Source organism: Streptomyces europaeiscabiei, from assembly GCF_036346855.1.
In the GTDB taxonomy this organism is placed as follows: Bacteria; Actinomycetota; Actinomycetes; order Streptomycetales; family Streptomycetaceae; genus Streptomyces; species Streptomyces europaeiscabiei.
This window is the reverse complement of record NZ_CP107841.1, coordinates 3,673,453-3,693,465: the sequence shown is the minus strand read 5'-3', so window position 1 is coordinate 3,693,465 and position 20,013 is coordinate 3,673,453. Positions and strand designations below refer to the sequence as shown.

Annotated in this window: 14 protein-coding genes; 1 reads left to right on the top strand and 13 read right to left on the bottom strand. The window is 71.7% G+C overall.

Going from position 1 to position 20,013, the window contains the following annotated elements; translation table 11 throughout:
• Positions 1–125: 125 nt before the first annotated feature.
• Positions 126–1,109, top strand: coding sequence for a methyltransferase domain-containing protein (locus OG858_RS15925; RefSeq protein ID WP_086747912.1), 984 nt, complete (start codon positions 126–128; stop codon positions 1,107–1,109).
• 100 nt (positions 1,110–1,209) lie between these two features.
• Here the strand turns inward: OG858_RS15925 and OG858_RS15920 are convergent, their stop codons facing one another.
• From OG858_RS15920 to OG858_RS15860, 13 genes are all read right to left on the bottom strand, one after another.
• Complete coding sequence (locus tag OG858_RS15920; RefSeq protein ID WP_327724062.1) at positions 1,210–2,946, bottom strand: FHA domain-containing protein; 1,737 nt, start codon at positions 2,944–2,946, stop codon at positions 1,210–1,212.
• A 135-nt stretch (positions 2,947–3,081) separates the two neighbouring features.
• Positions 3,082–4,428, bottom strand: coding sequence for a vWA domain-containing protein (locus OG858_RS15915; protein WP_037703180.1), 1,347 nt, complete (start codon positions 4,426–4,428; stop codon positions 3,082–3,084).
• Between the two features lie 189 nt (positions 4,429–4,617).
• Complete coding sequence (locus OG858_RS15910; RefSeq protein ID WP_086747910.1) at positions 4,618–5,937, bottom strand: PP2C family serine/threonine-protein phosphatase; 1,320 nt, start codon at positions 5,935–5,937, stop codon at positions 4,618–4,620.
• Positions 5,938–8,652: a serine/threonine-protein kinase gene (locus OG858_RS15905; RefSeq protein WP_086747909.1), complete on the bottom strand. Its 2,715-nt coding sequence runs from the start codon at positions 8,650–8,652 to the stop codon at positions 5,938–5,940. It abuts the gene before it with no gap.
• The gene (locus OG858_RS15900) at positions 8,649–9,974 is read right to left on the bottom strand and encodes a hypothetical protein (RefSeq protein WP_086747908.1); all 1,326 of its coding nucleotides are present in this window, start codon (positions 9,972–9,974) and stop codon (positions 8,649–8,651) included. Before OG858_RS15900 ends, OG858_RS15905 begins: the two co-directional genes overlap by 4 nt.
• 67 nt (positions 9,975–10,041) lie before the next feature.
• Positions 10,042–11,079, bottom strand: a complete 1,038-nt coding sequence (locus OG858_RS15895) for a glutamate ABC transporter substrate-binding protein (protein WP_179200920.1) — start codon at positions 11,077–11,079, stop codon at positions 10,042–10,044.
• A gap of 35 nt (positions 11,080–11,114) precedes the next feature.
• The gene (locus OG858_RS15890; RefSeq protein WP_319064844.1) at positions 11,115–12,587 is read right to left on the bottom strand and encodes a hypothetical protein; all 1,473 of its coding nucleotides are present in this window, start codon (positions 12,585–12,587) and stop codon (positions 11,115–11,117) included.
• 278 nt (positions 12,588–12,865) lie between these two features.
• Positions 12,866–13,876 (bottom strand): N-acetylglucosamine kinase, encoded by a 1,011-nt coding sequence (locus OG858_RS15885; RefSeq protein WP_319264046.1) that lies wholly within the window; start codon positions 13,874–13,876, stop codon positions 12,866–12,868.
• 134 nt (positions 13,877–14,010) lie between these two features.
• Positions 14,011–15,276: a 6-phospho-beta-glucosidase gene (locus OG858_RS15880; protein WP_086747905.1), complete on the bottom strand. Its 1,266-nt coding sequence runs from the start codon at positions 15,274–15,276 to the stop codon at positions 14,011–14,013.
• A gap of 90 nt (positions 15,277–15,366) precedes the next feature.
• Positions 15,367–16,266: a carbohydrate ABC transporter permease gene (locus OG858_RS15875; RefSeq protein ID WP_086747904.1), complete on the bottom strand. Its 900-nt coding sequence runs from the start codon at positions 16,264–16,266 to the stop codon at positions 15,367–15,369.
• Positions 16,266–17,228 (bottom strand): carbohydrate ABC transporter permease, encoded by a 963-nt coding sequence (locus OG858_RS15870; RefSeq protein ID WP_256960340.1) that lies wholly within the window; start codon positions 17,226–17,228, stop codon positions 16,266–16,268. Before OG858_RS15870 ends, OG858_RS15875 begins: the two co-directional genes overlap by 1 nt.
• A 13-nt stretch (positions 17,229–17,241) precedes the next feature.
• Positions 17,242–18,579: an ABC transporter substrate-binding protein gene (locus tag OG858_RS15865; RefSeq protein ID WP_086747903.1), complete on the bottom strand. Its 1,338-nt coding sequence runs from the start codon at positions 18,577–18,579 to the stop codon at positions 17,242–17,244.
• 137 nt (positions 18,580–18,716) lie between these two features.
• Complete coding sequence (locus OG858_RS15860; protein ID WP_086747902.1) at positions 18,717–19,964, bottom strand: ROK family transcriptional regulator; 1,248 nt, start codon at positions 19,962–19,964, stop codon at positions 18,717–18,719.
• Positions 19,965–20,013 lie beyond the last annotated feature (49 nt).

Genomic DNA, 20,013 nt, shown 5'->3' with positions numbered 1-20,013 from the left:
GACGCTGTGGGGAGACCGGCGGCCTGGCAGGGCGCGGGCGCCGGGCGAAGGGGGTGGACCGGTTGATTCCGGACCGGTATGGCGTGGTGCTCGCCTCCGGAGGCGTCCGGCCGCACAGTGGAGGTATGGGCACGCACGCTGTGGACCACGATCTGGAACGCCTCGCCGCCGAGGCCCGGTCGGCGCTGGTGCGCGAGATCGAGGCGAGCGGGGCGTGGGACGCCGACCCGGAGTGGCGGAAGGCGTTCGAGAGCGTTCCCCGGCACCTCTTCGTGCCCTACTACTACGTGAGTGCCGTGGACGGCTTCGAGCGGCTGTGGGGCGAGGAGCGTGACCCGCGGCGGCGTGGCCGCTGGGTGCGGGGCGCGTACGCCGACGCCCCGCTCGCCACCCGGGTGCGCGACGGGCAGTTGATCTCCTCCAGCAGTCAGCCGTCGCTGATGGCGAAGATGCTGGCCGAGTTGGAGGTGGAGGACGGCGACCGAGTGCTGGAGATCGGCGCCGGCACCGGGTACAACGCCGCCCTGCTCGCCTACCGGCTGGGGGACGACCTGGTCACGACCGTCGATCTGGACGCCGACATCACGGAGGCGGCGCGCAGGCATCTGGACGCCGCCGGGTACCACCCGACCGTCGTCACCGGGGACGGGGCGCGCGGGGTGCCCGAGCGGGCGCCGTACGACCGGATCATCGCGACCTGCACGTTGCACTCGATCCCGCGCGCCTGGCTAGCCCAGTGCGCCCCTGGCGCACGCATCCTGACGCCGCTGGCCACGGGATTGGTACGGCTGCTGGTCGAGGACACGGAGCATGCCGAGGGGCGCTTCCTGCACACGTCGGCGTACTTCGTGCCGCTGCGCGGGGGCAGCGAGCCGGAGGCGATGCATCCGCATCTGGGCGGGCTGCCGAGCCGGGCCAGGGACCACGAGCTCTTCCGGTTCCTGCTGGCCCTCACAGCGGGCAGCCTCGACCCGCACGAGGCCCTCGCCCTGTGGCAGCGCGAGGGCATGCCCTCCCGCGAGCGCTACGGCATCACGGTCCGCGGCGAGCACGCCTGGGCCTGGCTGGACGACCCGGAAGGGCCGTACGCCTGGCCTCTCCCGGGCTGAGGAAGCGGGTTCGCCCGAGCATGATCGGAGCCTCGGGGCAGTGATCAGGGCCGACCGAAGTCGCTCGGTCGGCCCTGATCGTTTCGCTGGTGCCGGCTTGTCAGCCCCGGCGGATAGTGATCGTCGTCCACGCGCCCACGTGTACGCGGTCCCCGTCCTGGAGGGGGATCGGGACGAACGGCTGGATGGGGTCCTCGGAACCGTTGACGGTGGTTCCGTTCGTGGAGTTCTGGTCGACGACCGCCCAGCCGCCGTCGGGCTGCTGCACCAGCACCGCGTGCTGGTGGGAGACGCCCGGGTCCTCCGGCGGCACGGAGAGATCAATGTCGGGGGTGTCGCCGGTGGAGTGACGACGGCGCCCGATGGTGATCTGGCTGCCGGTGAGGGCGCGACGCTGCTCCGGGGAGTACGCGGGCAGGTTCAGGCCCGTGGCCTCGGGGCCCGAGCGCTGCATCATCGCCATGAAGTAGTCGCGGTCCGGGCCGATGGTCGCGCTCCAGGTCGTCGGCGCCTGGGGATACGCGGGGCCGGGCGGGGCCTGGGTGGCGCCGGGCGGCGGGTAGCCGTAGCCACCGGGGCGAGCCCCCGCACCACCGGGGCCACCGGATCCACCGGGGCCGGTCGATGGCGGGGAGATCACCCAGTCGTCGTCAGCACCGAAGGAGGGGCCGCCACCGGGGCCCTGACCACCGGGGCCCTGACCACCGGGGCCCTGACCACCAGGCCCACCAGGCCCCCCGGGCTGCGGTCGCCGGGTCTCCTGCGGGAAGGCGGGCGGAGCCGACGGCCCCGCCTGCTGGAACGCCTGCGGCGCCCCACCGGGGCCCTGACCACCACCGGGACCTTGGCCGGGCCCGGGGAAACCAGGCCCACCGGGGCCACCGGGGCCGCCAGGCCCACCCGGCGTAGGGCCGGGCGGCGGCGGAACCGGGCGTGAAGGGTCGCCGCCGAAGCCCGAGGGCCCGGGGCGGGAAGGATCGCCGCCGAAGGCCGAGGGGCTGTGCCGTGAAGGGTCGCCGCCGAAGCCCGAGGGCCCAGGTCGCGAAGGATCTCCGCCGAACGCGGACGGACCGGGCTGGCCGGACTGTCCCGGACCGGGTTGGCCGGGTTGACCGGGCTGGCCCGAGGGCCCGCCGCCGAACCCGGAGGAACCACCCGGCCCCGACGGCCCACCGGGACCACCCGGACGGCCAGACCCACCCGGGCCGCCATGACCGCCGGGACCCCCGTGGCCACCCGGCCCGCCGAACCCACCGTTTCCGCCCGGACCCCCGGGCCCACCCGGACCCGACGGCTCTCCGCCGAACGGCGACCCCGGGGGGATCGGTTCGGCGGGACGGTTGATCTGCGAGGGGCGGGAACCCTGGTAGTCGTACCCGTCACCGCCGCCGAAGGACGGAGGGGGCGGCTGCTGCTGGAACCGGAGCGCAGGGTTCCCGCCGGGACCGGGACCCTGACCGGGACCGCCGGGGCCGGGACCCCCCGGACCGGCGCCGGGTCCGGGCGCCGACGGCCGGGGCGCGGCCGGGGTGTACGTCGTCGCGGTGTTGGTCAGGAAGTTCCACCGGCACTCCTCGCAGAAGGGCGCGCCGCCCTCACGGGGCGTGCGGCACTGCGGGCAGAGTTCCGGCTGGGCGGCGAGGTGCGGGCGTCCACCGGGACCCCCGGGACCGCCCGCGCCCGGAGGCGGGGGAGGTGAACCGGGCGGCGGGTATCCGTAGCCGGCGCCCGGGGGCGGCGGTGGCGGCGGCGGGGGTACGGCACCGGCCATACGGTGACCGCAGACCTCGCACCAGTCGTCGGAACCCGACTGGTGTCCGTTCGGGCAGGTCGGCATGTCGGCGCTTCCCCCTCTCCTTTCCGGCCTCACGGCCGGTTCCTGTGGCCGCGACGGGCCGGTGTGGCTGGTTCTGCCCGGATTTCCGCTGGGAGCGTCAGGCTGACGTGCAGCGGTGTTTCCGGTTGCTTCTGCCTACTTCTTTACACGAACAGTCTTTGTCGACCGTGTTTCGAGAGTCATCTCGTCGGCCTCCGTGACCTTCGCCTTCAGTCGCACAGTACCTGTCGCCGCGTCGACCACGTCCACCACCTTCGCAAGCAGTTTCGCAGTATCCGCGTTGCCCGACGCGCTGGCGAGCTGAACGGCCCGTCCCAACTTGGCCGTCGCTCCGTCGAAATCGCCGGATTTGCGAGCATCGAGCCCCTGCTGGATGACTTGTGCCAGTTCGGCCTGGCCTGTGTAGTGCGCGACCTGGGGGTTGATCGACGTGGACGCGACCATGTCGTCGGTCCACACGGCCTTCACCAGACCCTGCGCGCCGAGGTTCTGTGCCGTGCCGTCGGGCTGGGGGATGACGAGGGAGACGCGGGCGGCCAGCATCTCCTGGCCGAGGGACGCGGCCGGCACCTCGACGCACACGTGGTAGTCGCGGGACTCGTCCCCCCACGAGCCGGTCGGGTAGTCCCCGGCGCGCGGCCCGGACTCGGTGCGACGGTCGGTCAACTGCTCTACCGTGGGCGCCACTTGCTTCACGAACTTGATCTGGGTGCCGACCGGGGTCCACAGTCGCAGAGCGACGTCCGCGACCTCCTTGCCCATGGCCGCCTCCATCATCTGCGTGAAGTCGGCGGACAGGGCGGCCGGGTCGGCGACGATGTCGGCGGTGCCGAGGAGCGCGGAGGCGATCTGGGTGACCTCCTTGACCTCCCAGTCGGTGCCCACTCCACGCGCGTCACACGTGAACCGTCCGGCACAGGCGTCCAGCGCGGCCTTCAGGTCCTGCGGCGACTCGTGCTCGTTGCGGCCGTCGGTGAGCAGGATGCCGTGGCGTATGGCGACGTCCGCCGAGGCGAGCAGCCGGTCCGCGAGCTTCAGCCAGGTGCCGATGGCGGTGCCGCCGCCCGCGCTGAGCCTGCGCAGCGCCTGCTTGGCCTGGTCCCGGGTGGCGGAGTCGGCGACCGCGAGCCGACCCCCGCCGGGGTAGACCTCCCGGGCCACGTGGGTGCCGTCGATCACCGCGAAGTGGACGCCGTCGCGCAGGGTGTCGATCGCGGCGGCCGTGGCGTCCCGGGCGTTGCGCATCTTGGTCGGCGGGTAGTCCATCGACCCCGAGCAGTCGACCATGAGCGCCACGGCGGCGGACGGGCCCTGGCCGGGCGAATAGAGGTGCGGCGCGGCGACCGCGCTGCCGATGGTGCCGCCGCCGGTCGCGCTGACCGTCACGATGGCGTTGACCTCGCGGCCGCCCTCGGGCAGGTACTCGTTCTGGTAGACCTCGACCGAGAACTGCGGCACGTTCGACTTCGAGAAATTGGCCATGCCTACTCTGATCCCCCTAGCAGCCCCACTGTTGGCCCCACAGCCTGTGGGGTGATGACTGTGCGTGCCCGTATGACTGTGCATGCCCGTATGACTGTGCGTGCCCGTACCGGACCGGTCCCCTCCGGTCCGTCGGCCCTTCCCGTCCGGCCGCCGTGGCGCCCGCGGACACCCCGTCCGCGAGCACCCTCAGGCCGATCCTGCCCCCTGAGGAGGTGCCGGGAACGGCATGACGGCCACTGTTACGTTGTCGTGGCCACCGCCGTCGAGGGCCCGGCCGACCAGAACCTGCGCGCAGTGCAGCGGCCTCTCGGCCGCGTCGAGGGGCACGGCCTCGGCCATCTCCTCGGCGGCCTCCGCGTAGTTCCACAGTCCGTCGGTGCACACCACCACTACACCCGGCCGGTCCGGTTTGAAGGAAGCGGTGTGCGGCTCCAGTTCGTACGCGTCCGCGCCGAGCCAGCCGGTGATCGCGTGGGCGCGCTCGTCGGCGTACGCCTCGGCCTCGCTCATCAGTCCCGCGGACACCATCTGTGCCGCCCACGAGTCGTCCTCGGTGAGCCGTGCCGGGGGTGCGCTCCGGTCGACCGGGACCCAGTAGGCGCGGCTGTCGCCGACCCAGCCCACGACGAGCAGGGTCGGGGTGACGACGGAGCCGACGATGGTGCACGCCGGCGCGTTCTGGTGCGGGGCGTGCTCCTGGGCCGTCTCCGGTTCCTCCGCCAGTGCGTTGACGGCGCCTGCGGCGGCGACGATCGCGTCGTGCAGGGCCTGCTGCGGGTGGGTGCCGCGCGGCAGCGAGTCCAGGACCGCCTCGTTGGCGACGCGGGCCGCGGCGAGCGAGGCGTCGTCGGGGCGGGTCGCGGAGGACACGCCGTCGCAGACGATCGCGACGACCGCGGGGGAGCCGTCCGGCAGCGCGGTCGAGGAGATCGCGAACGAGTCCTCGTTGCGGTGGTGGCGCAGACCCCGGTCGCTGACCGCGGCGACCGCGCCCAACTCCAGTTCCATGTGGTCGCGTTCACGCGGCTGGGCGTGCCCGCAGTTCTCGCAGTAGCCGTCCCGGTCGACGTGGCCCGCACGGCAGGCCACGCACACCTTCGTGCCGGCGGGCGGGGTGGCGAGGTCGGCGGTGCGCGGATCCGGCGGCTGGGGCGCGGCCAGTGGGTACTCGTCGGGCTCGCGGGGCCGGTCGAACCGTACGCCCCGCCCCGGACCGGGCAGTTCGCCGCCGCCGGAGTCGGTGCCCGGGATGTCGGTGGGGCGGACCACCGGCGGGGGCGTGTCGGTGCTGGGCTGGGAGGCGAGGGGCCAGTCCACGGGCGAGGCCTCGTCGGGCGCGTCACCCGCCGTCCCGTTCAGGGTGACGGTCGGCTGGTCCTCCGGCGGCGCGGGCGCCGCCGAGAGGTCATGGCCGCACGCACCGCAGAAGCGGTCGTCCGAGGCGAGGGGCCACTCGCAGATCGGGCACTTCGTCAGCGCGGTCGGCTGGGGCATCTGCGACATCAACTACACCCACGTCCGGGGGCGGTAACGGTTGGCACGTTCCACCAGGTCGATCCTCTCCTCGCCGCCTTGGGCGAGCCGGGCCAGTGTGCGGTACGACCGCTCCAGTCCGAAGCGGAGGCCGCGCTCGTCCAGCGCGCTGCCGAGCAGCACCCGCCCGCCTGCCGGGGGCGCGACACCCTGGCCCCCGGAGAGTACCCAGTCAAGGGCGCAGCCAAGGACCTCTGTGGACAACTGCTCGCGGCGCACCGCATCCAGACCGTACCCGCCGAGCGCCTCGACCTGCCCGGCGGCCGCGATCAGGTCGTCCAGGAAGGGTGCGTCCGGCACGGCTTCGGACTTCGCGATCCCGGACGACAGCGTCCCGGACGGCAGGGTCCCGGGCGGCACAGCCCCGGACGGCACGGCCCCGGACCCGGGCCTCGCCTCCGTACGGTGTCTGAGTCGCGCCCGTACGGCGGCGACCCGGGCGGCGGTGTAGTGGATGGACGCCTCCGGTACGGACTCCAGGGTGTGGACGGCGTTCTGCCGGTCCCCGGCGGTCAGCCGCACCCGGGCGAGCCCGAACGCGGTGCTGACGAAACTGGGGTCGGTCGTCCACACCAGGCGGTAGTACTCGGCGGCGTTGTCCAGCTGCCCGAGCACCTCGGCGCACAGTCCGAGGGCCAGCTTGGGAGCGGGCTCGCCCGGGAAGGCGTCGTAGATCGCGTCGAAGGACAGCGCGGCGTTCTCGTGGTCGCCGGTGGCGAGCGCCGCCACGCCCCGGTACCAGACCACCCGCCAGTCGTCGGGGTGGTCCCGTTCCAGGGCGTCCAGGGTGGCCAGCGCGATGGTGAACTCGCCCATCTCCAGCCGGGACCGCAGCTCGCGCAGCCGCAGCTCCAGCGAGCCGCTGGGGGCCGAGTGCAGCGCCGTGATCAGCTCGGTGGGCGCGGAGGCCATGAGCCCCGCCAGGAACCCGGCGTTCGGGTCCCCCGGGTCCACGCGCGGCACGGGCAGCGCGAGGGCCGCGGCGGCGGTGTCGAGCTCCCTGGTGAGCCGGGCCGGAACGGCGACGGCACCGCCGGTCGGCAGAGCGGGCGTACCGGAAGGGGAACCACCGTTCCGGGCAGGCGACGCGGAAGCCGAACCCCCGTTCCGGGCGGCCACCACCTTGCCTCGCCGGAGCCCCTTGCCCACCGGAATCACCCGTGTCCCCAGCCGGGACACATCCCCGTCCAGCTTCGCGAACAGTTCCGTGTCCGTGACCTTCACCTCGGGGCCGAAGATCGTGGACAGGGCGGGGCGCGCCCGGCCCGTCTGGAGGGACACGACCTCCCGCAGCACACCGGTCAGCTGCTCCGACATCTCCTGCGCGGAGGCGAACCGGCGGGCCGGGTCCGGGTCGGTGGCACGGACCAGCAGACGGTAGAAGGACTCGTACTGGCGGAAGACCTCGATGTTGTCGGGGTCGGGCAGCGAATCCACGAAGACGTTCGTGTAGCCCTGGAAGTCGAAGGCGAGGACCGCGAGCGTACGGGCGACCGTGTACAGGTCGGAGGCCACCGACGGGCCGACGTCGGCGACTTCGGGCGCCTGGTAGCCGACCGTGCCGTAGATGGCCGACTCGTCGTCGTCCATCCTGCGCACCGCGCCCATGTCGATCAGCTTGAGCTGGTCCTCGGTCTGGATCGCGTTGTCGACCTTGAAGTCGCAGTACAACAGGTTGCGGCTGTGCAGGTGGCCGAGCGCCTCCAGGGCCTCGATGCCGTACGCGCACGCCTGCTCGACCGGGAGCGGGTCCCGGCGGCCGTCCGTGGTGCGGCGGTCGTTGGCGATCTCCTTGAGGGACTTGCCGCCGACGTACTCCATGACGATGTACCCGTCCAGCGAGCCGGTGCGCTGGTCGAGATGCTCGACGAAGTTGTAGATACGGACGATGTTGGAGTGCTCGATCTCGGCGAGGAAGCGGCGCTCGGAGATCGCGGCGGCCATCGCGTCCTGGTCGCCGGTGTCGAGCAGGCCCTTCAGCACGACCCACCGGTCCGACACCGCCCGGTCGATGGCCAGATAGACCCAGCCCAGACCGCCGTGCGCGAGACAGCCCACGACCTCGTACTGTCCGCGCACGATGTCGCCCGCGTGCAGCTTCGGCACGAACGAGTACGGATGGCCGCACTTGGTGCAGAAGCCCTCCGTGCGCCCCGGCCGCTCACCGCGCGCCCGCCCGACCGGCGCGCCGCAGTCGGAGCGCGAGCAGAACCGCTTCCGCTCGGGCACCTCGGCGGTCTCCAGGACCATCGCGCGCGGGTCCGGACGCGGCACGTCCGGGACCTGGACGAGACCGACACCGAGCCGGGCCCGTCCCGAGGAGCCGGCGGTCTTGCCGGAGCTGCGCACCGACACCGAGCGGCCCGTCGTCCTGCCCGACAGGGCGCGCGAGAGGCGCCCGGACACCGAGCGCCGGGACTGCGAGGAGCGCGCGGACGAACGCGAGGAGCGCGAACTGCTGGTACCGGAGCCGCGCGAGCCCCTGCCGCCCCCGGTGATGCCGGTGGGCGGGGAACTGACCATGCCGCTCGCCGAGACGACCGGCGCCAGACCGCAGGTGTCGCAGTACAGCTCGCCGCCGCCCATGTCCTCGTACGATCCCGAGCAACCGGGCCGCTGACACGACTGCTGCGGATCCTCTTCGCCCGTCCGGCCCTCGCCTGCCAGGCCTTCGTCCGTCTGACTCACGATTCCTCCTCCCTGCGGTCCTGGGGCGCGGGCCGGGCCGGCACCGACTGGCCCAGCAACTCGGCGGCCGCCTGCTGGTAGCGCAGCACGGTCATCTCGGCCACGCGCAGGTCGCAGGGGGCGCTCCACAGCATGCGCCGCGCCGCGTCGTACCGCTCGATCAGCAGCGAGTCCTCCGCGAAGCCGTGCCGGGCGACCTTCGCCCTGTACGCGTCGAGTCGGCCGCGCAGCTCCGCGCGGACCGCCAGCGGCGCGGTGACCGCCGTCAACGACTCCCGGGCGCGCAGCAGTTCGTCGTCCGCCTTCTGCTCCAGGGACTCCAGCAGCGGGGACAACCGGTGCCACTGCGCGTGTCTGCGGTACTCCGCCGCCATCGCCAACTGCTCCTGCAACACCGTCGGCGGGCCGCTCACCACGGGCACCTCGGTCGCGGCGATCTTCGCCAGCACCTCACCGCGTGCGCTGCGCGCCTCGGCGAGCGTACGGTCCGCGCGGCTGAGCACGTCCCGCAGCTTCAGCAGCCGCGACTCCGCGTCCTGGCGGACCGTCAACACGGCGTCGATCTCCCGCCGTACGTCCTCCAGGGCGCGTGCCTCGCGGTCGTACGTGGTGGTGTCCGGGCGGCCGCCGCCGGGCGCCGAACTGCCCGGCGAGGGGACCCAGAAGGCCAGCGGGTCGGAGACGACCTGCTCGCGGAGCCGGGTCAGGGTGCGGGTGATCTGCTCCAGGTCGTCGCCGGCCGGGTGCTCGCCGGGGCGTACGCCGACGGAGTGCGCGAGCTGGCGGGTGCGCTGGAGTTCGGCGGCCAGTAGATCGATCCGGGCGGGCAGCGCCGACCACACCGCGTCGGCGGCCACGACCATGTCCAGCGAGGACGCGTACAGGTCGTTCATCCGGTCCACGAGGGTGACCAGTGAGAACCGCTCGCTGAGCCTGCTCGTGCCCTGCAGCGTCGGTGCGTTCGCCATCGCGGTGGCACTGCCCGCGACCGTCACGGCCTCGCCGCGCAGGAGTTCGGTCAGTTCCACCAGGTCCTCACGGCTGGACCAGCGGCGCCGTGAACGGATCTCCCGGGCGGAGCGCAGCGCGTCCGCGTACGCGTCGAAGTACGCCCACAGCAGCGTGATCGAGGCGTCCGCGGACGTCCAGCGCTCCTTGGTGACGCCGGTCAGCGCGGCGCCCTCGAGCAGCCTGCGGCCCGCGTGGTCCTGCAGGGCGAGCAGCGAGGTCTCGATGGCCTCGTGCTCCGCGCCGAGCCGCGCGAGCGCACGGTCCACCTCGTCCCGGTCCATCACCGGCCCGGTGGATCCCGCGACGCCCATCGATCACCTCTCGCTGCTGTCGGTGTCCGTCAGTTGAATGCGGTCCTCGTACGTCGGTCCTGTCGTGTCAGTCCCGGTACTGCTGGGGGGACGGCGGCCGGGACTTCTCCGCGTTCCCGACCATCGTGGCGGACAGCCAGGTGGTGTACGAGTCCTGCCAGCCGTCCTTGAGATAGTCCACCAGCACCTGGTTGACCCGGCGTACCAGATCCGTCGCGTCCCGGTTCATCGCCACGCCGTAGTACTCGGTCGTGAACGGCTCACCCTTCAGATCGACCGTCGGGTCCTGCGCCGCCTGGCTCGCGGCGAGGGCGCCGTCGGTGACCACCGCGTCGACCTGGCCGAGCTGGAGCCTTACCAGGCAGTCGAGTTGGTTGGGGACGGTCAGGGAGATGTCGGTGGAGGCGGGCAGCTCGCCCGATTCCTTGCCGGCGGTGAGGGCGGACAGTGCCGTGGAAGTGGCGGCCGTGCAGATCTTCTTGTTCGCCAGCGTCTTGCCGTAGCCCTTGATCGTCGAGGACTTGGGGGCCAGGATCTGCTGTCCGGTCTTGAAGTACGGCTGCGAGAAGGCGACGTCGTCCATGCGGTCGCAGCTGATCGTCATCGTGCGGACCACCATGTCGACCTCCCCGTCCTGAAGCGCGGGGATGCGCCGACTGGTGGGAATCGCCTTGAAATGAACCTTGTCCGCGTCGCCGAGTAGCTCTTCGGCAATGCGGTGCACGATGTCGATGTCGAAGCCCTCCAGCTGGGCGCCGTCCTTCGTACTGTTCGGATCGCGGTAACCCCAGCGGAAGCTGTTCTGGTCGACGCCGACCGTGAGGTAGTCGTTCTCCTGGATCCGCCGGATCGTCTCGCCGGAGTCGTCCGAGGAGGGCCTGAGGCTCCGGTTCTGCGGGTCGTTCTTCTTCTTGCAGTCGTCGTCCGCCCGCGCCTGCGTCCCCCGGGCGACCCCCTGGCCCCCGATGCCCGTGACGCCGTCGCCGCGTGTCCCGCTCACCGGCAGCACGAGGGCGAAGACCACGGCCAAGGCGCAGAGAACCGCCATCGCGCCCACACCGCCCCAGCCCCTGAGACCGGCCCGCAGGCGTCGTACCGCATTCATCGCGACCCCTTCCACCGTGTCTCCTCCCGCCGCCGTCACCGGTACTCCGAAAGTCTGCGCCCGATGCCCAGCACCGCGCCCGCCGCGCCCAGCACGGCCAGCACCGCGGCGCCGACGGGAAGTCCGAGCATCGCGTCGCGGCCGCTCCGGGCCGCCAGCTCGAACTCCTTCGCCTCGTACTTGCTCGCGATGCCCAGGTTCTTGTCGACCTCGTCGAAGCACTCACCGGTCGGCTTGTCACCGTCTTTGCAGGCGGCCGTGGACTCGCCACCGATCACCTGGTCGAGAGCGCACTGGTAGTCGCCCTTGTCGTCGGCCGCGCGGGCGTTCTTGTGCCGAGCCTGCCACTCCTCCATGCCGGCGCCGGCGGCCTTCAGCGGCTCTTCCCCGCCGGCGTTGTCGGCGATCTCCTCGGCGGCGGCCAGTTGCTTCTCGAGCGTCGCCATGCTGGTCTTGAACGCGAAGTCGAACTTGTCCACGCTTTCGCCCTCGGCGTTCTCGGTGGTCTCCGCGCCCCGGCTGATCAGGGTCAGGTTCTCGTTGCCGCGTGCGGTGAGGGAGGCGATCCGCGCGTCGTTGAGCACGGTCAGGGACCGCACACCGTTGTCGTAGGAGTCGTTGAGTCCCGAGCGGGCGAGGGTGTGACCGCCGGCCAACCACAGCAGGACGACGGTCGAGGCAGCCGTCGCCGCGACGAGACCGTGGTTCAACACCCGGTTCGTTCGCCGGTAGTTACGGCGCTGGGCCCAGACGAGGCCGCCGATGGCGAGGACACCGAGAGCTATCGCGGCCCACGGATACGACGTGGCGTCCGCGTAGTCGTCGCGGAGCCGTGCGTTCTCGTTGTCGTAGATGTTCTGCGCCTCGTCGAGCATGCCCTGCATCTTGTCGTTCGCGTAGCGCAGATAGGCGCCGCCCAGCGGGTAGCCCAGCCTGTTGTTGGCGCGGGCCCGCTCGACCAGGCCCTTGTACTCGGGCAGCAGGGCGTTCAGCTTGGCGATGCGTTCCTCGGAGTCGGAACCGGACTCCGACGCGGTCGCGGCGAAGGCCAGCTGCTTCGCGGCCTCCCGCATCTCCCGCTCGTAGTCCTTGCGCGACTGCTCGGTCTCCTGCCCGCCCGCGAGGAATCCGCTGGAGGCCGCCGTGTTGGCCGCGGCCAGGGAACTGTAGATCTCGGCCGCGGCCGAGCTGAGGGGCTGGCTGCTGTGGAGTACGTCGTCGGCGGCGGCCGAGCGGTCGTTCATCTGCCAGGCGGTGACGGAACCGAACGCGACGACCAGGAGGGCGAGGACGGCGCCGATGATGCGCAGTCGGCCGGGCTCGGTCGTCGCGGCGGCGCGCAACTGGTCGACACCCTCCGCGAACGCCGTCCGGCGGGGCGGGCCGCCGTCGGGGTCCGGGGACGGCACGGGGGGCCTCGGCGGGTGCGAGGCCTGTGGCGGCACGGCCGGGGCCGGGCCCGCGGGTGGTGCCGTCGGTACCGCGCTGCCCTCCGGCGTGAATGTCACCTGACCTCCCCCTGGTCATCCGTCCATCGCTTCCGCCCGCTCGCACGGACAGAGGTGCACGGCCGCAAGTATCGCCGTCGGGACTGACATCGCACAGACCCTGACTCGATCTTGTTCCCCGATCGTGTCCGTACCTGCTGTGCTTGTCGAATTCCGGCGCAGCACAAGGCTTCCCGCACCACCCCCTGCCCATGAATACGCGCTTCGGTCGGGTTCGGTTCCCTGGGGGTTCGAACGCGTTCGAGGGGGAGATTCGTGGGGTGGCGCGGGCCTCCGGGTCACCCTCCTTCGTAATGCTCCCGCACGCGCGCGTGCACGGTCCTCGGCGCTCCCACGTGGTCCAGTCCGAGCAGCGCCGCGCCCAGCACGGGGGCGGCCGTGACCACCCGGGGGACGGCCTTGGGCGCGGCGGCCGCCAGCGCCTCGCGGACCCGGGCGTCGAGGAGGGGATGCCGGGCGGCGAGGACACCGCCGCCGAGGAGGACGGGGGTCTCCTCCCCGAGAAGGTCGAGGCGGGTCAGGGCGACCGTCGCCATGGCCACCACCTCCTCGGCCATGCGGTCCACCAGGGAACGGGCCACCGGGTCGCCGGCGGTCGCCGTGGCGAAGAGGACCGGGGTGAGTTCGTGGCGGCGGATCGCCGGGATGTGCTCCAGGTGCAGGGCCTCGACCAGGGCGTACACGGAGTCCAGGCCGAAGTGCGCGGGCAGCGCGGTGGCGAGGGCCGTGGGGCCGCCCCGGCCGTCCTCCGCGCGCGACGCGTGCCACATCGCCTCCTCGGCGAGGCCCCAGCCGCCGCCCCAGTCCCCGGAGATGCGGCCGAGCGCCGGGAAACGGGCGGTGCGGCCGTCGGGGCGCATCCCGACGCAGTTCACGCCGGCGCCGCACACCACGGCCACGCCCCGCGGTTCGGCCACGCCGGCCCGCAGAATGGCGAAGGTGTCGTTGTGGACCTCGACGGTCGTGCCCCACGCGCGCGTGCGGAGCGCCGCCGCCAGCCGCTCCTCCTCCACGGGGAAGTCGGCGTTGGCGAGACACGCCGACACATGGCCGACCGAGTCGACCCCGGCCTCGGCGAACGCCTGCCGTACGACCTCCGCGAGGCCGTCGACCGCCACGGTCACGCCCACGGCCGGCGGCTGGAAGCCGCCGCCGCGCGCCGCCCCCAGCACCTCCCCGTCCGGCGCGATCACGGCGACATCGGTCTTGCTGTTGCCCGCGTCGACGGCGAGCACACTCCCGCGCCCGCCGTCGCGCCCGCGCACGCCCGCGCCCGAGTCCGTGCGCATGCCCGCGCCCCAACCCGTACGCGCGCCCCAACCCGTATGCCTGCCGTCGGCCGGCCCCGCGCTCACGCCGTCGCTCACGCCGTCGCTCACGCCGTCGCTCACGCCGTCGCTCACGCCGTCGCTCACGCCGTCGCTCACGCCCACGCGAGGTGCTCCCGGTTGTGTGCGATCAGCCGGTCGGTGAGGGCCTCGGCGTACTCGTACTGCCCGATCAGGGGATGGGAGAGCAGCGCCCGGAACACCCGGTCCCGGCCGCCGCGCAGGGCCGCGTCCAGGGCCAGGTCCTCGTACGCGGTCACGTTCGCCATCAAGCCCGCGTACAGCGGGTCCACGGCCGGCACCGGCAGCGGTTCCGCCCCCTGCCTGCCCACGGCGGCCTGCACCTCGATCACCGCGTCGGCGGGCAGGAAGGGCAGCGTGCCGCGGTTGAGGGTGTTCACCACCTGGTACGGGCTGCCCCCGTCTCCCAGAAGCGACGCGGCCAGGTCCACGGCCGCCTCCGAGTAGAAGGCCCCGCCCCGCCTGGCGAGCAGCGCGGGCTTCTCGTCGAGCGCCGGGTCGGCGTACATCTCCAGCAACTGTCTTTCCATCGCGGCCACTTCGGCGGCCCGCGAGGGCTTGGTCGCCAGTTCCCGCACGACCTCGTCGTGGGCGTAGTAGTAGCGCAGGTAGTAGGAGGGGACCACGCCCAGACGGTCCAGGACGGGGCGGGGCAGGCGCAGGTCGGCGGCGATGGTGTCGCCGTGGTCGGCCAGCAGCTTCGGCAGGACGTCCGCGCCGGAGGGGCCGCCGAGGCGGACGCCGGTCTCCCAGGTGAGGTGGTTGAGGCCCACGTGGTCGAGGTGGACCTCGGCCGGGGTCACCCCCAGGTGCGCGGCGAACTTCCGTTGCAGGCCGATCGCCACGTTGCACAGGCCGACCGCTTTGTGGCCGGCCCGGAGCAGGGCGCGGGTCACGATTCCCACCGGGTTGGTGAAGTCGATGATCCAGGCGTCGGGGTTGGTACGGCGGACGCGTTCGGCGATGTCCAGGACGACCGGGACCGTGCGCAGCGCCTTCGCCAGGCCGCCCGCGCCGGTCGTCTCCTGGCCGACGCAGCCGCACTCCAGCGGCCAGGTCTCGTCCTGCTCGCGGGCGGCCTGGCCGCCGATACGGAGCTGGAGGAGGACGGCGTCGGCGCCCTCGACCCCCCGGTCCAGGTCGCCGGTGGTGACGATCCGCCCGGGGTGCCCCTGGCGGGCGAAGATCCGGCGGGCCAGGCCGCCGACCAGCTCCAGCCGGTCGGCGGCCGGGTCGACGAGCACCAGCTCCTCGATCGGCAGGGTGTCTCTGAGCCGGGCGAACCCGTCGACGAGTTCGGGTGTGTAGGTCGACCCTCCGCCGACCACGGTGAGCTTCACTGAGGACTCCCTGACTTCAGGACACGGGGTACGCCGAGAGACGGCCGGGGGGCCGGGGGTTGTCCCCCGGGAAAGCACTGCATACGTGGATCAACCCTTTACGCCGGTCAGGGTGACGCCCTCGACGAACGCCTTCTGAGCGAAGAAGAACACGAGGATCACGGGGGCCATGACCAGCACGGTCGCGGCCATGGTCAGGTTCCAGTCGGTGTGGTGCGCGCCCTTGAAGGACTCCAGGCCGTAACTGAGCGTCCAGGCGGCCGGGTTCTCGGAGGCGTAGATCTGCGGGCCGAAGTAGTCGTTCCAGGCGTAGAAGAACTGGAAGAGCGCGACGGCCGCGATGCCCGGCTTCGCCATCGGCAGGACGACCCGCAGCAGGGTGCGCAGTTCGCCGCAGCCGTCGACCCGGGCCGCGTCCAGGTACTCGTTGGGGATGGTCATCAGGAACTGCCGCAGCAGGAAGATGGAGAACGCGTCCCCGAACGCCATCGGGATGATCAGCGGCCACAGCGAGCCGGACAGGTCCATCTGCTTGGCCCAGAACAGGTACATCGGGATCACGACGACCTGCGGTGGCAGCATCATCATCGAGATGACCAGCATCAACGCCAGATTACGGCCCCGGAAGCGGAACTTGGCGAGCGCGTACGCCACGGGGACCGACGACACGACGGTCAGGGCGGTGCCGAGGCCCGCGTAGATCAGGGTGTTCTTCCACCAGGTCAGGAAGCCGGGGGTGTCGAGAACCTGCCGGTAGTTGCTCCACTCCCAGGTGTCCGGCACCAGGTCACGGGTGAGGGCCTGCTGATCGCCCATCAGCGAGGTCAGCACGACGAAGACGAAGGGCAGGGTGAAGAAGAGCGCGACGGCCACGCCCAGCGAGTGGACCGCGATCCACTCCAGCAGGGCCCGGCGGCGGGCGGTGCGTTCACTCGCCGGAGCGGTGACCGGTGCCACGGGCTTGTCGAGTACCTGCGTTGCCTGGGTCATCAGTCACCCGCTCCGATCAGTCCGCCCCGGCGCCGCATCAGCAGCGCGGTGAACACCATCGACAGGGCGAACAGCACGAGGGCGACCACACAGGCGGAGCCGTAGTCGAAGCGCTGGAAGCCGAGGTTGTAGACGAGCTGGGGCAGCGTCAGCGTCGACTTGTCCGGGTAGCCCGGCTCGAACTGCTGGCCGGAGCCGCCGATGATGCCGGAGGCGACCTTCCCGGCCACCAGGGGCTGCGTGTAGTACTGCATGGTCTGGATCACGCCCGTGACCACGGCGAACATCACGATCGGCGAGATGGTCGGCAGCGTCACGTACCGGAACCGCTGCCAGGCGGACGCCCCGTCCAGCTCGGCGGCCTCGTACTGCTCCTTCGGCACGTCGAGCAGCGCGGCCATGAAGATGACCATCAGGTCGCCCACGCCCCACAGCGCGAGCGCGGTGAGTGCCGGCTTGGACCAGGCGGGGTCCGTGAACCAGCCGGGCGTCGGCAGGCCCAGCCCGTCGAGGACGGAGTTGACCGGCCCGGTCCCGGGGTTGAGGAGGAAGACGAAGGCGAGGGTCGCGGCGACCGGCGGGGCCAGGTAGGGCAGGTAGAAGAGGGTGCGGAAGACGCCCGCGCCGGTCTTGATCTTCGTGATCAGCAGACCGACGCCGAGCCCGAACACCACCCGGCAGGTCACCATCACGAGGACCAGCCAGAGCGTGTTGCGCAGGGCCGGCCAGAACAGCGGGTAGTCGTCGAAGACGTAGGACCAGTTGCCCAGGCCGCGGAAGACCGGAGTACCGAAGCCGTCGTACTTCATCAGCGAGAAGTACACGGTCGACACCAGCGGATAGGCGAAGAAGACACCGAACCCGATCAGCCAGGGTGACAGGAAGGCCACCGTCCGAAGCGCCGACCGGCGGCGCTTCGAACGGAGCGTGTGCGTGGACACGCGCAGGGAGTGCGTGGACATCGGCCGGATACCGCTACTTCGCCTGCGCGATGTCGGTGTCGATCTGCGTCGCGGTCTTCTCCAGACCCTTCTGCAGATCCTTCACCTTGCCGGACTCGTACTGGTAGCCGAAGTCCTGGAGCGTCGTCTGGTACGTCGAGCCGTTGATGGAGGCCGGCGGGGTGTTCGAGTGCGTGTTCTGGGCGATGTCCAGGAACGTCCGGAAGCCCTCGTCCACCTTCAGGTCGGGCGACTTGAGGGCCGCGAACGTGGACGGCACGTTGTGGATGGCGTTGGCGAAGGAGACGACGGCCTCGGTGTCGGTCGTCAGGTACTTCACCAGCTCCCAGGCCGCGTTCTGCTTCTTGCTCTGCGGGGCGATGCCGATGATCGTGCCGGAGAGGAAGCCCTTGCCGTACTCGTCGACCTCGTCGTCGGCCACGGGCATCGGCGCGGTGCCGATCTCGAAGTCGGTCCCGGCCTCCTTCGCCATCCCGAGCCGCCACTCGCCGTCCAGCTGCATGGCCACCTGGCCGGTCTGGAACGGGTGCTTGGCCCCCCACTCGTCACCGAAGGTGTTCCGGTACTTCTCCAGCTTCGCGAAGCCGCCGAGCGAGTCCACCAGGCTCTTCTGGTACCTGAACATCTCCGCGAACGCCGGGTCCTCGGAGATGTTCGACTCGCCCTCCGCGTTGAAGTACGCGTGGTCCCACTGCGACATGTAGTGGTCCACGACCGTCTCGTAGCCGTGGTAGTTCGGCATGAACCCGAGCTGCGAGTAGCTGTCGCCCTCGGTCTTGGTCAGCTTCTTGGCGACCTTCGCGAACTCCGACCACGTCTTCGGCGGCGACTTGATGCCCGCCTGTTCGAACGCGTCCTTGTTGTAGTACAGCCCGTACGCGTCGCCCAGCAGTGGCAGCGCGCACCGGGTGCCCTCGAACTGCGTGTAGTCCAGCATCGCCTTCGGGATGATCTTGTCGAGGTCGAGCTTCGACTTCTCGATGAAGGGCTTGAGATCGGCGAACGCCCCCGACGAACAGAACTTGCCGATGTTCGACGTCGTGAAGGACGACACCACGTCGGGCCCGTTCGAACCGCCCGCCCGCAGCGCCTGGTTGAGCTTGTCGTCGTTGATGTTCCCGACGACCTTCACCGTGATGTTCGGGTGCGCCTTCTCGAACCGGTCCACATTCGCCTGGATCGCCTTCACCTCGCCGGGCGCACTCCACCCGTGCCAGAAGGTGATCGTCGTCCTGGCGTTCGGATCGTCGGAGGCGGCGGTGCCGGCCTCACCGGTACAGGCGGTGGCGAGGAGGGAGAGGGAGGCTGCGGCGGCGAGTGCGATCGCCGCTTTCTTGGACATTCCGGACATGGCGAGGCCTCCTGAGGAGAGAGGTGAGGTGAAGCGCCCCGAAGGGCGCGGGGCTGTGTCGATGTGCGGCTCCGCCGCGTGGGCGCGACCGGCCACGAACGGCCCGCAGTTGTCGGACGGCTTGTGAGTCGGCCGATTCAGCGAAGCGTCAACGTGTCGAAGACTTCGTCACGGGTCGCGGCGAGCGCGCTCTCCAGTGCCCCCCGCAGCACAGGGTGTTCACGCACATCGCCGAGAACGAGCCGCGGCCTGGACGCGGCCAGCTCCGCCAGCTCGGCCTCGACGAGGGCCCGCAGCGGCTCGCCGCCGGCGGTCAACGCCGTACCGCTGAGGACGACTAGTTCGGGGTCGAGTACGGCTACGAGCGAAGCGATACCCGTGGCGAGCCCGGTGGCGTAGGTGGCCAGAAGTTGTCGGTGGGACCCGGAGTCGATGTCGGCGGCGGCCCGTGCGACGAGCACCGCCGCGACCTCGGCGTACGGCCCCTCCGGCACCGGGGAGATCCCCAGCTCGCGGGCGAGCCGGGGAATGATCTGCGAACCGGCGAGTTCCTGGTAGCCGCCACTGTTGGCCTTGGTGACGTGACGGACCAGCGGTACGCCGGGGACCGGCAGGAACCCGACCTCGCCGGCGCCCCCGGTGAACCCCCGGTGCAGCCGTCCGCCCAGGACCACGGCGGCGCCGAGACCGCCCTCGTTCCACAGCAGGACGAAGTCCTCGTGGCCCTTGGCCGCGCCCAGCCGTTGTTCGGCGAGGGCGGCGAGGTTCACGTCGTTCTCGTACTCCACCGGCATCGGCAGCACGGCGGCGAGTTCGTCGAGGAGGGCGGGGGAGTGCCAGCCGGGCAGGTGCGAGGCGTACCGCAGCCGCCCGGTGCCCGGGTCGAAGGCGCCCGGCGTGCCGATGACCAGCCGGCGCACGTCGGACCGGACGAGTCCGGCGGCCTTGACCGCCCCGTCGAGGGCGGTGGTGACCTGCCGTACGACGGGTTCGGCGGGGCGTCGTCCGGGGGTGGGGACGGCGTGCTCGCCTACCGTGCGGCCGGTGATGTCGGCGACGGCGGCCAGGACGCGTTCGGGGGTGACGTCCAGGCCCGCGGCGTACGCGGCGGTCGGGTCGACCGCGTAGAGCTGGGCGTTGGGGCCGGGTCGGCCCGCCCCGGAGTCGCTCTCGGCGGGTCCGCCCGTACCGGACCCGTCCGTACCGGTGCCCGTGGCGATCACGAGCCCGGCGGCTTCGAGGCGGGCCAGGAGCTGCGAGGCGGTCGGCTTGGACAGTCCTGTCAGCCTGCCGAGCCGGGTCCGGGAGAGCGGCCCGTGCTCCAGCAGCAGGTCGAGCGCGGCGCGGTCGTTCATGGCGCGCAGTACACGGGGGGTTCCTGCCATGGTCCGCCACCTGCCAACTGTTAGGAAAGTTTCCTGTCGGATGCCAGGA

What these genes read in the sequence shown, in the direction of transcription:
- OG858_RS15885 (WP_319264046.1), bottom strand. Translation starts at nt 13,876, where the DNA reads ATGCGCACGGACTCGGGCGCGGGCGTGCGCGGGCGCGACGGCGGGCGC.
- OG858_RS15895 (WP_179200920.1), bottom strand. Translation starts at nt 11,079, where the DNA reads ATGAATGCGGTACGACGCCTGCGGGCCGGTCTCAGGGGCTGGGGCGGT.
- OG858_RS15860 (WP_086747902.1), bottom strand. Translation starts at nt 19,964, where the DNA reads ATGGCAGGAACCCCCCGTGTACTGCGCGCCATGAACGACCGCGCCGCG.
- OG858_RS15875 (WP_086747904.1), bottom strand. Translation starts at nt 16,266, where the DNA reads ATGACCCAGGCAACGCAGGTACTCGACAAGCCCGTGGCACCGGTCACC.
- OG858_RS15865 (WP_086747903.1), bottom strand. Translation starts at nt 18,579, where the DNA reads ATGTCCGGAATGTCCAAGAAAGCGGCGATCGCACTCGCCGCCGCAGCC.
- OG858_RS15870 (WP_256960340.1), bottom strand. Translation starts at nt 17,228, where the DNA reads ATGTCCACGCACTCCCTGCGCGTGTCCACGCACACGCTCCGTTCGAAG.
- OG858_RS15915 (WP_037703180.1), bottom strand. Translation starts at nt 4,428, where the DNA reads ATGGCCAATTTCTCGAAGTCGAACGTGCCGCAGTTCTCGGTCGAGGTC.
- OG858_RS15920 (WP_327724062.1), bottom strand. Translation starts at nt 2,946, where the DNA reads ATGCCGACCTGCCCGAACGGACACCAGTCGGGTTCCGACGACTGGTGC.
- OG858_RS15925 (WP_086747912.1), top strand. Translation starts at nt 126, where the DNA reads ATGGGCACGCACGCTGTGGACCACGATCTGGAACGCCTCGCCGCCGAG.
- OG858_RS15900 (WP_086747908.1), bottom strand. Translation starts at nt 9,974, where the DNA reads ATGGGCGTCGCGGGATCCACCGGGCCGGTGATGGACCGGGACGAGGTG.